Genomic DNA, 12,820 nt, shown 5'->3' with positions numbered 1-12,820 from the left:
GCCGGGTCGGCGCGGTAGTACCCTGTCCGGCGGGTTCCGTCGGGGTGAACACGGTGAGGTGGAGATGTCGGTGAGGCGGCACGCGGGGCGGCTGGCCACGGTCGGCGCGATGCTGGGCGGCCTGCTGGCCGTCGCGGCGTCCCCGGCGCTGGCCGACGGCGACCGGGTGGAGGTGCGGTCGGCGAGCAGCTTCACCGTGGGCGGGTCGCCCGGCACGGTGGCGGTCGAGGTGCGCAAGCGCACCGACGGCTGCGTGATGCTCCGCACCGGCTTGGAGCTGCAGCTCGAGGGTGTCCGACCCGAGCAGGTCCAGGTGCAGGTCAACTACGGCGGCCGGTGGTGGCCGGTGCCCGTCTCCGGCGGCAGTGGCCGGGTCGCCACGGCGCCCACCTCCCCGGCCGAGCCGACCCTGTGCAAGGGCAAGGGCAGGACCGTCCGCTACCGGGTGGCCTTCCTGGCCAGCGCCCCCGGCGGACGGCTGACCGTGGTCGGCGAGGCGACCGCCGCGAGCGGCCGGTTGCTCGGCCGGGCCGGCGCCTCGGCGCGGGTGGTGGGCGGGGCGAAGGCTGTCACACCGACGCCGACGAGGAAGCCCTCCCCGACCCCGAGCGCCGTGGCGACCACGCCGTCGGGCGCCGACGACAGCAGCTCGGCCATGGCCGCCGCGCTCGACCCGGCCGCCGGTTCCGGCGCCGGCACGGCCGACAAGTCCTCCGGAGGTTCCCCCATCATGTGGATCGGCATTCTGCTGGTGCTCGTCGGCGCCGCCCTGATCGTGCTCCTGGTCCGCCGCAACCGCACGGACGAGGCCGACGAGCGCGCCGGCTACCCGCAGCTCCCGGTGCCGCGCAGCACCGGCCCCACCACCTACCGCCCCGGCGCGCCAGCGGGGCAGGTGTACGGGCAGCAGCCGGCCACCCCGACCGTCTACGGCACGTCCGCGCCCCGGCCGACCGGCAACGTCTACGGCGCCCCGGCGGCGGATGGCCGGCCGGGCGGTGAGCCGCCGGCCGCCGCCGGCGGCGACGCCACCAGCGTGCTGCCCCGCCCACCCCGGTGAGCGGGAGCCCGGCCGCTCACCGGGGGTTACGGTGACGGTGGGTGGCGGCGACGTGACAGGAGTCGGCGCCGTGGTGGTCGACGGGTATCGCCGGTGCTGAGATGCGGCCCGGTGCCCGCGCCGGTTCGCCGATAAGATCGCGTGCGCCGGGCGGCACCGTCGACCGGTGAGACCGCATACGTGGAAGGAGCCGCGCCGTGGCCCTGGACCCGCAGTTGCTCGAGATCCTCGCCTGTCCGGACACACACCACGCCCCGCTCGACTACGACGCGCAGGCGCAGACGCTGACGTGCACGGAGTGCGGTCGGATCTTCGAGGTGCGCGACGACGTACCGGTGCTGCTGCTGGACGAGGCGCGCGGCGGGCCCGCGGCGGAAGACGCGCGCGGTGGTGCCGCGCCGCAGCCGTGATGGAGGGTACGGCCGGGGTCAGCGGACACCGGCACGCCGACGAGTCGCTGCTCGACAACCCCGACCTGCTGGCCGAGCAGGACCCGGGCGGCATGCTCCGGTTCACCGCCTCCGGCGGCGCCCAGGTGCGCGAGTCGGCGGCGCTGGCCGCCGAGGCGAACCTGGCCGTCCTGGCCGACGAGGGGCGACCGCGCGCGGTCGTCATCGCCGGCATCGGCACCGCCGGGCGTACCGGTGACGTGCTGGCCACGGTGGCCGGGCCGCGCTGTCCGGTGCCGGTGATCCCGCACCGCAGCGCCGGCGTGCCGGGCTGGGTGGGCGCGGCGGACGTGGTCATCGCGGTGAGCGCGTCGGGCCGCAGCCCCGAGGCGCTGGGCGCCGCCGAGGCGGCGCACCGGCGGGGTGCTCGCCTGGTCGCGGTCGGCGCCCCGGACTCCCAGCTCCAGTCGGTGGCCGAGCGGGCCCGGGCGCCGTTCATCCCGGTGCCCCGGCGGGCCCCGGCCCGGGCCAGTCTTTGGGCGCTCACGGTGCCGGTCCTGCTGGCCGCCCGTACGCTCGGGCTGGTGAAGGTCAACGAGGCGGACCTGGCCGAGACGGCGGCCCGGCTGGACGCGGACGCCGACCGGTGCCGGCCCACCGCCGAGTCCTTCGTCAACCCGGCGAAGTCCCTGGCCCTGGGCCTGGCCGGGTCGATCCCGATCGTCTGGGGCTCGTCCCCGCTGGCCACCGTGGCCGCCCGCCGGTTCGGCGACACGCTCTCGGCCAACGCCCGCTACCCGGTGGTCACCGGGGCGCTGGGTGAGGCCGGCCGGGGTCGGGTCGGCCTGCTCGACGGCGTCTTCGGCGGCCTGGCCGAGGGGGAGCGGGACATCTTCGCCGACCCGGACGAGGCCGGCGACGCCACCCGGCTGCGGCTGGTGCTGCTGCGGGACGGCGGGCTCAACGCGGAGGACGACACCGACGAGCCGCTGGCGGTGGAGGAGCGCCGGGCGGACGCGGTGCAGACCCTCGCCGAGCGGCGTGGGGTGCGCTGCGACGTGGTGACCGCCGAGGGTGGTTCCGCGCTGGAGCGGCTCGCCTCGCTGATGGCGGTACCCGACTTCGCCTCGGTCTACCTCGCCCTGGCACACGGGCTGGACCCGATGGCCGTCCCGGCCATCACGGAGATGAAGGAGCTGGCAAACCCGTGAGCGAGCGGAGCGAGCGAGCCATCCGGCTCAGTAGCGAGGCGGCGGCGTGAGCGCCAACGGCGGGACGAGGGCGATCATCGCGGCCCTGGCGGCCAACATCGGCATCGCCGTCACCAAGTTCATCGCGTTCCTGCTGACCGGCTCCTCGTCGATGCTGGCCGAGTCGATCCACTCGGTCGCCGACTCCGGCAACCAGGGCCTGCTGCTGCTCGGCGGCCGGCGGGCCAAGCGGGAGGCCACCGCGGAGCACCCCTTCGGGTACGGCCGGGAGCGCTACATCTACGCGTTCATCGTGGCGATCGTGCTGTTCAGCGTCGGTGGCCTCTTCGCGCTGTACGAGGCGTACCACAAGGCGCAGCACCCGGAGCCGATCACCAATTGGCAGTGGGTCCCGGTGGCCGTCCTGGTGATCGCGATCGCGATGGAGAGCTTCTCGTTCCGTACCGCCATCAAGGAGTCCAACCAGATCCGCGGCAGCCAGTCCTGGGTGCGGTTCATCCGTCGGGCCAAGGCGCCGGAGCTGCCGGTGGTGCTGCTGGAGGACTTCGGCGCGCTGATCGGTCTGGTCTTCGCGCTGTTCGGCGTGGGGATGACCCTGATCACCGGCAATGGGGTGTGGGACGCCGCGGGCACCGCGATGATCGGTGTGCTGCTGGTGGTCATCGCGGTCACCCTGGCGATCGAGACCAAGAGTCTGCTGCTCGGCGAGGGCGCCGAGGCGACCGAGGTGGCCGCGATCGAGCGGGCCGTCACGGACGGTCCGGAGGTGGAGCGGATCATCCACATGAAGACGCTCTACCTGGGGCCGGAGGAGCTGATGGTGGCTGCGAAGATCGCGGTGTCGCCCTGCGACACGGCCGAGGAACTGGCCCGGGGCATCAACGCCGTCGAGGCGCGGATCCGCACCGCGGTGCCGATCGCCCAGGTCATCTACCTGGAGCCGGACATCTACAGCGCGGCGGCGGACCGGGCGGGCACCGGCGCCGCCTCGCACACCGCGGTGCCGCAGCCGGAGGGCGCGACCGGCGAGCAGCCGGAGGCCACGACGGACGAGATCCCCGGACGTCCCGGGAGCTGATGGTGGAGCTGCTGCAGGGTCGGATCCGCGACTACGCCTGGGGTTCCCGGACCGCGATCGCCGAGTTGCAGGGGCGTCCGGTGCCGAGCGAAGGGCCGGAGGCCGAGCTGTGGCTGGGCGCCCACCCGGGCGCCCCGGCCACGGTGGACCGGGACGGCAGCCCGGTCGACCTCACCGACCTGCTGCTCGCTGAGCCGGCGCACTGGCTGGGCGAGCGGCTCGTCGGCCGGTTCGGCACGCGGCTGCCGTTCCTGCTCAAGGTGCTGGCGGCGGACGCCCCGCTGAGCCTGCAGGCCCACCCGGACGCCGACCAGGCCCGCGCGGGGTACGCGGCCGACGTCGACCGGGTCAACTACGTCGACCCGTACCACAAGCCGGAGCTGCTGGTCGCGCTGAGCGAGTTCGAGGCGTTGTGCGGTTTCCGTGACCCGGCCGGGTCGGCGGCGGCGCTCGCGGCGTTCGGCGTACCGGCGCTGGAGCCGGTGGTGGCGGCGCTGCGCACCGGGCCGGCGGGGCTGCGGGAGGCCGTACGCCTGCTGTTGAGCTGGCCGGAGGCGGAGCGCGCCGGGCTGGTGGCGGCCGTGTTGACGGCGGAGGTCGCCGGGCCGGACGCGACGCTGGCCCGTGGCCTGGCGGTGGACTACCCGGCCGACCCGGGGGTGCTGGTGGCGCTGCTGCTGCACCACGTCCGGCTGGCGCCCGGCGAGGCGATCTGGATGCCGGCCGGCAACCTGCACGCCTACCTGCGCGGCACCGGCGTGGAGATCATGGCGGCCAGCGACAACGTGCTGCGCGGTGGTCTGACGCCGAAGCGGGTCGACGTGGACGAGCTGCTGCGGGTGCTGCGGTTCGAGGTGCTCGACGAGCCGGTGGTCCGCGCGGCGCCGGTGGCGCCGGGGGTGGTGACCTGGCCGGTGCCGGTCGAGGACTTCGCCCTGCACCGGGTCGAGGTGGCGGCCGGCGGTCCGGAGGTGCGCCTGGCGCTGCCGGGCCCGCGGGTGGTGCTCTGCCGAGCCGGCGAGCTCGTCGTGGACGACGGGGTGGGCATGGTCACCCTGGGGCCAGGGCAGGCGGCGGTGGGCACCGCGGCCGGCGGCGCGCTGGTCATCGGCGGTGCGGGCGAGGCGTACGTCGCCACCACCGGCCTGCGCTGAACCGGCGCGTCACCGGCCCGACATCGCGAGTCCGACTTTTCCGAAATGGCTTGACGCCACCCTCGCTCGGTGTGACTCTATGAGTACGCAGCGTTGTCGCGACGAAGGTCCGGTAACGCGCGGGGGAACCAAACCGGGGGGATGCACGGGGCGGCCGGGCCGTGGGCGGAGAGTCCGTTCACGACCGACCGCCCCGTGCGCTGTCCGCCGACCGGGTCGCACGCCATCCGCCGACCGGCCATCGGCCGACGGGCCCGCGAGCGTAAGGTGGAAGGCTGCGCAGCACTTCGTTCGACAGGAGCTTCCATGACCAGCACCCTCCCGGCGGCCCCCAGCGGCGCGTCGTCCGAGGCCCGGCCGAGCACCCTCGCCGAGGGCGACTACAAGGTGGCGGATCTGTCGCTCGCCGCGTTCGGGCGCAAGGAGATCCAACTCGCCGAGCACGAGATGCCCGGTCTGATGGCGATCCGGCGCGAGTTCGCCGACGCGCAGCCGCTCGCCGGCGCCCGCATCACCGGCTCGCTGCACATGACCATCCAGACCGCCGTCCTGATCGAGACCCTGGTCGCGCTCGGTGCGCAGGTTCGCTGGGCGTCCTGCAACATCTTCTCCACCCAGGACCACGCCGCCGCCGCGATCGTCGTCGGTCCGAACGGCACCCCCGAGTCCCCGGCCGGCGTCCCGGTGTACGCCTGGAAGGGCGAGAGCCTGGAGGAGTACTGGTGGTGCACCGAGCAGGTGCTGACCTGGCCCGACGGTCAGGGCCCCAACATGATCCTCGACGACGGCGGTGACGCCACCCTGCTCGTCCACAAGGGCGTCGAGTTCGAGAAGGCCGGCGTCGTGCCGCCGGTCGAGTCCGCCGACTCCGAGGAGTACGCGGTCATCCTCAAGCTGCTGCACCGCTCGCTCGCCGAGGACGGCCAGCGCTGGACCCGGATCGCCGCCGGCATCAAGGGCGTGACCGAGGAGACCACCACCGGCGTGCACCGGCTCTACGAGATGCACCGTGCCGGCACCCTGCTCTTCCCGGCCATCAACGTCAACGACTCGGTGACCAAGAGCAAGTTCGACAACAAGTACGGTTGCCGCCACTCGCTCATCGACGGCATCAACCGTGCCACCGACGTGCTGATCGGCGGCAAGATGGCCGTCGTGCTCGGCTACGGCGATGTCGGCAAGGGCTGCGCCGAGTCGCTGCGCGGCCAGGGCGCCCGGGTCGTGGTGACCGAGGTCGACCCGATCTGCGCGCTCCAGGCGGCGATGGACGGCTACCAGGTCGCCACCCTGGACGACGTGGTCGAGCAGGCCGACATCTTCATCACCGCCACCGGCTGCTTCAGCGTCATCACCAACGAGCACATGGCCCGGATGAAGCACCAGGCCATCGTCGGCAACATCGGCCACTTCGACAACGAGATCGACATGGCCGGCCTGGCGAAGCGCTCGGACGTGACCCGGGAGAACATCAAGCCGCAGGTCGACGTGTGGCGGTTCGCCGACGGCCACGCCATCATCGTGCTCTCCGAGGGCCGCCTGCTGAACCTGGGCAACGCCACCGGTCACCCGAGCTTCGTGATGTCGAACTCGTTCGCCAACCAGACCATCGCCCAGATCGAGCTCTACACCAAGACCGACGAGTACCCGGTCGGCGTGTACGTGCTCCCCAAGCACCTGGACGAGAAGGTCGCCCGGCTGCACCTGGACGCGCTCGGCGCCAAGCTGACCACCCTCAGCAAGGAACAGGCCGCGTACCTCGGCGTCTCGCAGGAGGGTCCGTTCAAGCCGGAGCACTACCGGTACTGACCGACGCGCCGGGACCGGGTCGACCGCGAGCGCGGTCGGCCCGGTCCCGTCTTTTCTGGCCGGACTTCCGGATCAGCCCTGGCGGCGTCGGGTCGGGCGGATCCAGGTCCAGACGCACCAGGCCAGCCAGGCCAGCGACACGGCGGTGGCCAGCGGGCGGAGTCGCAGCGCGCTGAGCAGCAGCACCAGCGCCAGCACAGCCAGCCAGGGCAGCAGGCCCCTCATGCGCGCCAGCGGCCGCGTACCAGGCGGCGGACCAGGGGCGGCGCGATCCACGACCAGACGCAGTAGAGCAGCCAGGTCACCGCCACCACGAACGCGGCGATCTGGAGTCCGGCCAGGTTGAGCACGGCGATGCTGGCCGCCGCGATGAGCCACAGCCGGATGCCGAGCCGGTAGAGCGGGCGCAGCGGGAGCAGCAGGGGGTGGGCGTACACCCGGGCCTCCCAGGCCGCCTCGGCGTAGTCGGCGTCGCCCGGGTCGTGCGCCACCGCCCGGCCGAATGAGCGGTGCGCCTCGCCGACCCGGCCCGCCGTCACGGCCATGCTGCCGTGCATCGCCAGCGCCGCCGGGTGGTCGGGGTGCTGGCCGAGGAACTCCCGAGCCGCCCGCTCGGCCTCCCGGTCGTCGCCCCGGGCGTACGCGAGTTTGACCCGGGTGGCGTGGACGGCCGGCTCGTCCGGCGCGAGCGCGGCGGCCCGGTCGAGCAGCCGGCCCGCCTTCTCCGTCTGTCCGACGGAGGTGCAGAGGTCGGCGTACTGGCAGAGCAGCCACGGGTCCTGCGGTTCGAGGGCCAGCGCGTCGAGCAGGGCCTGCTCCGCGGGGGCGAGCGCGCCCTGCTCGCGCAGCGCCCGACCCAGCCGGCCGAGCAGTTCGGCGTCCGGCCCGACCTCGGCGAGCCCGCGCCGGGCGGTCTCGGCGACCTCGTCCCAGCGGTCCAGCTCGCTGAGCGCGGCCACCCGCAGCCGGTACGCCAACCGATTGGTGGCCGCCGCACCGCCCAGCCGGCCCAACTCGGCGAGCGCCTGCTCGGGCCGGTTCGTCTCGAGCAGCGCGACCACCCGCGCGTACTCCTGGGCGGGGGTGGTCACCGGGCCGCGACCAGCAGGATGACGAGTCCCTCGAGGATGCCGAGCCCGAGTGCCGCCGCGATGCCCGCCTTCACCAGCGAGGCCGGCTCGCCGCCACGCATCTCCCAGGTGCGGAACCGGCTCCTCTGCGCCAGGTGGGCCACGGTCCCGACCAGGGCGCCGCAGAGCGCCCCGACGAGCCGACCCGTCCCGGAGACGCGGCCGTCGAGCAGCGTCACGGTGACCAGCACCCGGGCGACGAGGGCGACCAGCCCGGTGCCGGCGATCGCCAGGGTGGCCCGGGCCGGCAGCCGGAGCCGGCCGGCGTTGATCAGCGCCAGGGTGGTGCCGGCGAGCACCCCGCCGAAGATCGCCGGATAGACCAGCGAGCCGGGCCGCCAGGGCGGCGGTCGCTCGTCGACGTACGCGGTGGGGGTGATCGTGGGGGTGAAGAGGTCGTCGGCCACGGTCTTCCTGTCTGCCGAGGGGATCTGCCGGATCCTGCCACAGCGTCGGCGGGAAAGATGTCCCCACGGCCAGGTGAACGTTGTCATGAACAACTTGACGTGCCGTCGGTTCAGGAGGAAGGTATGGCTGCCCTAAGTTAACTGAGGCGTGCCTAACCAACGACGGAGTACCAATGTTCGCCACGTACCTGATCGGCCTGCGGGAAGGCCTGGAGGCGACCCTGGTGGTCAGCATCCTGGTCGCGTTCCTCGTGAAGTCGGACCGGCGTAGCCGGCTACCGCACGTCTGGGCCGGCGTCGGTCTGGCCGTGGCCCTCTCGGTGCTCTTCGGCTGGCTGATCGAGTACACCTCGACCACGCTGCTCAACACCTCCGAGGAGCGCGAGCTCTTCGACGCCGTCACCTCCGTGGCCGCCGTCGTCTTCGTCACCTGGATGATCTTCTGGATGCGCAAGGCCGCCCGGAGCATCGCCGGTGAGCTGCGGGGCAAGCTGACCGAGGCGCTCGCGGTCGGCGCGTTCGCGGTGACCGGCATGGCCTTCCTCGCCGTCATCCGGGAGGGCCTGGAGACCGCCCTGATCTTCTACTCCGCCGCCCAGAGCACGGCCGGCGGCGCCGGCCGCAACGCCATGCTCGCCCTGGTCGGCGGCATCGCCACCGCCGTGGTGCTCGGCTTCCTGCTCTACCGCAGCGCCCTCAAGCTCAACCTGAGCAAGTTCTTCACCTGGACCGGCGCGCTGCTGATCCTGGTCGCCGCCGGCATCTTCAAGTACGGCGTGCACGACTTCCAGGAGGCCGGCGTGCTGCCCGGCCTGAACAACCACGCCTTCGACATCTCCTCGGTGCTCGACCCGAGCACCTGGTACGCGGCCCTGCTGAGCGGCATGTTCAACATCACCGCCACGCCGTCCGTGCTGGAGACGATCGCCTGGGTGGCGTACGCGGTGCCGGTGCTGGTGCTCTTCCTGCGCAAGCCGGCGAAGCCGGCCACCCCCGCCAAGCCGACCGCTCCGGCCGATACGCCGAAGCCCGTCGAGCCGACCGCCACCGACGCCCCGGCCACCACGCCGCAGCGCGCCTGACCGCCCGTTTCCCGAGGAGACACAGCACCGATGCGTACCACTCGATTCGTCGTGCCCGCCGCCGCCGGGGTGCTCGCCATCGCCGGCCTGACGGGCTGCGGGGGCGGCGTCGACAAGCAGGACGCCAAGACCGGAGGCCCGATCGTCGTCAAGGCCACCGACAGCGCCTGCGAGGTCGGCACCACCGACGTCGAGGCCGGTCAGGTCACCTTCAAGGTGACCAACTCCGGGTCCAAGGTCAACGAGTTCTACGTCTACGCGGCCGGCGACCGGGTGATGGGCGAGGTGGAGAACATCGCCCCCGGCCTGAGCCGCGAGCTGCACGTCGAGCTGCCCGCCGGGACGTACGAGACGGCCTGCAAGCCCGGGATGAGCGGCCGGGGCATCCGGGGCGCGCTGAAGGTCAGCGGCACCGCCGCGTCCGTGGCCCCGGACGCCGCGCTGGGCCAGGCCACCGCCAGCTACCAGCGGTACGTACAGAGCCAGACCGCCGCGCTGCTGACCAAGACCGAGGAGTTCGTGGCCGCGGTCAAGGCCAACGACGTGGCCAAGGCCAAGGGGCTGTACCCGGTGGCGCGCACCTACTGGGAGCGGATCGAGCCGGTCGCGGAGAGCTTCGGCGACCTCGACCCGAAGATCGACGGCCGCGATGAGGTCGTCGAGGAGGGCATGCAGTTCACCGGCTTCCACCGGATCGAGAAGGATCTGTGGACCACCGGCGACGTCAGCAAGGACGGCGCTATCGCCGACCAGCTCCTCGTCGACGTCAAGGCGATCGTGGCCAAGGCCAACGCCGAGCAGCTCACCCCGCTCCAGCTCGCCAACGGGGCCAAGGCGCTGCTCGACGAGGTCGCCACTGGCAAGATCACCGGCGAGGAGGAGCGGTACTCGCACACCGACCTCTGGGACTTCAACGCCAACCTGGAAGGCTCCAAGGCGGCCATCGCCGCGCTGCGGCCCGCCCTCGAGCAGCGCGCGCCCGACCTGGTCAAGCAGCTCGACAGCGAGTTCACCAACGTCGAGACCACCCTCGGCAAGCACCGGGCCGATGACGGCTGGAAGCTGCACACCCAGCTCAGCAAGACCGAGCTGAAGGAGCTGTCGGACCGCATCAACGCCCTGGCCGAGCCGATCAGCAAGGTAGCGGCGGCCGTCGCGCGATGACGACCGGGACCGGAGGTGACGCGATGAGCGAGCCGAGCACCGAGACGGCGTCGCGCGGGACGAACCTGTCCCGGCGGCGGGCCATCGCCCTGGCCGGGGTCGGCGTCGCCGGCGTGGCCGGGGTGGCGGCGGGCGCCACCGCGCTGGTCCGCGGCGGCGACCAGGCCGCGGCGAACGACGTGGCCGCCGGGGCGGTGCCGTTCCACGGCGAGCAGCAGGCCGGCATCACCACCCCGGCCCAGGACCGGCTGCACTTCGTCGCGTTCGACGTGATCACCAAGGACCGGGCGAAGCTGGTCGCGCTCCTCCAGGAGTGGACCGCCGCCGCGGCCCGGATGACCGCCGGCAAGGACGCCGGGCTGATCGGCGCGGTCGACGGCGTGCCGGAGGCGCCGCCGGACGACACCGGGGAGGCGCTCGGGCTGCCCCCGTCGCAGCTCACCATCACCGTCGGCTTCGGCCCGACGCTGTTCCGCGACGCCCAGGGCCGGGACCGGTTCGGCATCGCCGACAAGCGCCCGGCCGCCCTGGCCGACCTGCCGCACTTCGCCGGCGACGCGCTCCAGCCGGAGATCTCCGGCGGGGACATCTGCGTCCAGGCCTGCGCCAACGACCCCCAGGTGGCGGTGCACGCCATCCGCAACCTGGCCCGGATCGGCATGGGCGTGGTCAGCGTCCGCTGGTCGCAGCTCGGCTTCGGGCGTACCTCGTCGACCTCGCGGGGCCAGGCCACCCCGCGCAACCTGTTCGGCTTCAAGGACGGCACCGCCAACCTCAAGGCCGAGGACGTCGACCTGCTCCGCGAGCAGCTCTGGGCCCAGCGCGGCGACGGCACCGACTGGATGGCCGGCGGGTCGTACATGGTCACCCGCAAGATCCGCATGTTGATCGAGACCTGGGACCGCAGCCCCCTCGCGGAGCAGGAGCAGATCATCGGGCGGACCAAGGGCAGCGGCGCGCCGCTGGGCAAGCGCGCCGAGTTCGACGAGCCGGACCTCGCCGCCAAGAGCGACGCCGGCGAGCCGGTGATCGCCGAGACCGCGCACGTCCGGCTTGCCCACCCGAGCCAGAACAACGGCGCGCACCTGCTGCGCCGCGGCTACAACTTCGTGGACGGCTCGGACGGGCTGGGCCGGCTCGACGCCGGGCTCTTCTTCATCGCGTACCAGCGGGACCCCCGCAAGCAGTTCGTGCCGATCCAGACCCGGCTCTCCCGCAACGACGCGATGAACGAGTACCTGCGGCACGTCTCCAGCGGGCTCTTCGCCTGCCCGCCGGGCGTCCGCGACGACGCCGACTGGTGGGGCCGCGCGCTCTTCTCCTGACCGTCGGCGCTCGGCCTCGACCGGCGCGGGCTGTCCGCGTACCGGATCGGGCTGGGTGGGGACGGAGGACTCGGACCCCAGCTCCCGGCCCGGCCGGGTCCGGTCCGGCTCGGGATGAGTTGGTGGTGGCGGGCGGTGGCCTGCCCGAGGGATCATGGTTGCACGGCCCGTTCTGCTTCGGCTGACCCGCGGGCCCGCGGCGCGCCACGCCGGGCATGCGGGTCCGCACCTGTGGTGCGCGACCGCCCATCGCAGTACCGTGCCGTGATGACGCCGAACCCTCCGAAACGAACGGGGATGGAACGATAAACCCCATGAGAGCCCGGGTACTGGTGGTCGACGACGACCCCGCGCTCGCCGAGATGCTCGGCATCGTCCTGCGCAGTGAGGGCTTCGTGCCCTCCTTCGTGGCGGACGGGGAACGGGCACTTGCCGCGTTCCGTGACAGTCGGCCCGACATCGTCCTGCTCGACCTGATGCTGCCCGGGATGAGCGGCATCGACGTGGCCCGGGCGATCCGGACCGAGTCCGGCGTGCCGATCGTCATGCTGACCGCCAAGAGCGACACCGTCGACGTGGTGCTCGGTCTGGAGTCCGGGGCCGACGACTACGTGGTCAAGCCGTTCAAGCCCAAGGAGCTGGTGGCCCGGATGCGGGCCCGGCTGCGCCGGGGTGAGGACGTGGCGCCGGAGCTGCTCACCATCGGCCCGCCCGGCAACCAGATCACCATCGACGTGCCGGCGCACACGGTCAGCCGGGACGGCGAGGAGGTGAAGCTGACCCCACTGGAGTTCGACCTGCTGGTCGCGCTCGCCCGCAAGCCGCGTCAGGTCTTCACCCGGGAGGTGCTGCTGGAGCAGGTCTGGGGCTACCGGCATGCCGCCGACACCCGCCTGGTCAATGTGCACGTCCAGCGGCTGCGGGCCAAGATCGAGCCGGATCCGGAGCGACCGGAAATCATCCTCACCGTGCGGGGCGTGGGCTACAAGGCTGGTACCGGATAGCCTGGTCGCA

General features: G+C 73.0%; 13 protein-coding genes. 10 read left to right on the top strand and 3 right to left on the bottom strand.

The window, feature by feature from the left end; all coding sequences use genetic code 11:
* Positions 1 to 64 precede the first annotated feature (64 nt).
* The 6 genes from ACFYOS_RS02765 to ahcY all read left to right on the top strand — a co-directional run bounded on the left by ACFYOS_RS02765 (position 65) and on the right by ahcY (position 6,698).
* Positions 65 to 1,060 (top strand): hypothetical protein, encoded by a 996-nt coding sequence (locus ACFYOS_RS02765; RefSeq protein ID WP_387135349.1) that lies wholly within the window; start codon positions 65 to 67, stop codon positions 1,058 to 1,060.
* A gap of 197 nt (positions 1,061 to 1,257) precedes the next feature.
* Positions 1,258 to 1,470: a Trm112 family protein gene (locus ACFYOS_RS02760; protein ID WP_387135346.1), complete on the top strand. Its 213-nt coding sequence runs from the start codon at positions 1,258 to 1,260 to the stop codon at positions 1,468 to 1,470.
* Entirely contained in the window at positions 1,467 to 2,660 is a 1,194-nt protein-coding gene (locus ACFYOS_RS02755; RefSeq protein WP_387135344.1) for an SIS domain-containing protein, read from the top strand. The genes ACFYOS_RS02760 and ACFYOS_RS02755 overlap by 4 nt, the downstream gene beginning before the upstream one ends.
* Positions 2,661 to 2,706: 46 nt before the next feature.
* A complete protein-coding gene (locus tag ACFYOS_RS02750) occupies positions 2,707 to 3,738 on the top strand; it encodes a cation diffusion facilitator family transporter (RefSeq protein ID WP_387135341.1) in 1,032 nt (343 codons plus the stop codon).
* A gap of 2 nt (positions 3,739 to 3,740) precedes the next feature.
* Entirely contained in the window at positions 3,741 to 4,892 is a 1,152-nt protein-coding gene (gene manA / locus ACFYOS_RS02745) for a mannose-6-phosphate isomerase, class I (RefSeq protein WP_387135338.1), read from the top strand.
* A 306-nt stretch (positions 4,893 to 5,198) separates the two neighbouring features.
* Positions 5,199 to 6,698 (top strand): adenosylhomocysteinase, encoded by a 1,500-nt coding sequence (gene ahcY, locus ACFYOS_RS02740; RefSeq protein WP_387135336.1) that lies wholly within the window; start codon positions 5,199 to 5,201, stop codon positions 6,696 to 6,698.
* Between the two features lie 72 nt (positions 6,699 to 6,770).
* On the opposite strand, the gene ACFYOS_RS02735 is transcribed toward ahcY, so the two are convergent.
* The 3 genes from ACFYOS_RS02735 to ACFYOS_RS02725 are packed head-to-tail and all read right to left on the bottom strand — an operon-like array spanning position 6,771 to position 8,235.
* Complete coding sequence (locus ACFYOS_RS02735; protein ID WP_387135334.1) at positions 6,771 to 6,923, bottom strand: hypothetical protein; 153 nt, start codon at positions 6,921 to 6,923, stop codon at positions 6,771 to 6,773.
* Positions 6,920 to 7,789 carry a tetratricopeptide repeat protein gene (locus tag ACFYOS_RS02730; protein WP_387135332.1) on the bottom strand — a complete coding sequence of 290 codons (870 nt, stop codon included), beginning with the start codon at positions 7,787 to 7,789 and terminating at the stop codon, positions 6,920 to 6,922. Before ACFYOS_RS02730 ends, ACFYOS_RS02735 begins: the two co-directional genes overlap by 4 nt.
* Positions 7,786 to 8,235 (bottom strand): hypothetical protein, encoded by a 450-nt coding sequence (locus ACFYOS_RS02725; RefSeq protein ID WP_387135330.1) that lies wholly within the window; start codon positions 8,233 to 8,235, stop codon positions 7,786 to 7,788. The genes ACFYOS_RS02730 and ACFYOS_RS02725 overlap by 4 nt, the downstream gene beginning before the upstream one ends.
* Positions 8,236 to 8,408: 173 nt before the next feature.
* Between ACFYOS_RS02725 and efeU the strand changes: the two genes are divergently transcribed.
* The 4 genes from efeU to mtrA all read left to right on the top strand — a co-directional run bounded on the left by efeU (position 8,409) and on the right by mtrA (position 12,810).
* Positions 8,409 to 9,317: an iron uptake transporter permease EfeU gene (efeU, locus tag ACFYOS_RS02720; protein ID WP_387135328.1), complete on the top strand. Its 909-nt coding sequence runs from the start codon at positions 8,409 to 8,411 to the stop codon at positions 9,315 to 9,317.
* 30 nt (positions 9,318 to 9,347) lie between these two features.
* A complete protein-coding gene (gene efeO, locus ACFYOS_RS02715) occupies positions 9,348 to 10,481 on the top strand; it encodes an iron uptake system protein EfeO (RefSeq protein WP_387135325.1) in 1,134 nt (377 codons plus the stop codon).
* A gap of 23 nt (positions 10,482 to 10,504) precedes the next feature.
* Positions 10,505 to 11,806, top strand: coding sequence for an iron uptake transporter deferrochelatase/peroxidase subunit (gene efeB, locus ACFYOS_RS02710; RefSeq protein ID WP_387135323.1), 1,302 nt, complete (start codon positions 10,505 to 10,507; stop codon positions 11,804 to 11,806).
* Between the two features lie 314 nt (positions 11,807 to 12,120).
* Entirely contained in the window at positions 12,121 to 12,810 is a 690-nt protein-coding gene (gene mtrA, locus ACFYOS_RS02705) for an MtrAB system response regulator MtrA (RefSeq protein WP_265004980.1), read from the top strand.
* Positions 12,811 to 12,820: the final 10 nt, after the last annotated feature.

This window comes from Micromonospora sp. NPDC005806 (assembly GCF_042871425.1).
Taxonomy (GTDB): Bacteria; Actinomycetota; Actinomycetes; order Mycobacteriales; family Micromonosporaceae; genus Micromonospora.
Note: the sequence above shows the minus strand (reverse complement) of the source record. Positions and strands in the feature narration are given on the sequence as shown.

Coding starts and splice junctions, on each gene's coding strand:
- efeO (WP_387135325.1), top strand. CDS start 9,348: ATGCGTACCACTCGATTCGTCGTGCCCGCCGCCGCCGGGGTGCTCGCC.
- ahcY (WP_387135336.1), top strand. CDS start 5,199: ATGACCAGCACCCTCCCGGCGGCCCCCAGCGGCGCGTCGTCCGAGGCC.
- ACFYOS_RS02735 (WP_387135334.1), bottom strand. CDS start 6,923: ATGAGGGGCCTGCTGCCCTGGCTGGCTGTGCTGGCGCTGGTGCTGCTG.
- ACFYOS_RS02765 (WP_387135349.1), top strand. CDS start 65: ATGTCGGTGAGGCGGCACGCGGGGCGGCTGGCCACGGTCGGCGCGATG.
- mtrA (WP_265004980.1), top strand. CDS start 12,121: ATGAGAGCCCGGGTACTGGTGGTCGACGACGACCCCGCGCTCGCCGAG.
- efeU (WP_387135328.1), top strand. CDS start 8,409: ATGTTCGCCACGTACCTGATCGGCCTGCGGGAAGGCCTGGAGGCGACC.
- efeB (WP_387135323.1), top strand. CDS start 10,505: ATGAGCGAGCCGAGCACCGAGACGGCGTCGCGCGGGACGAACCTGTCC.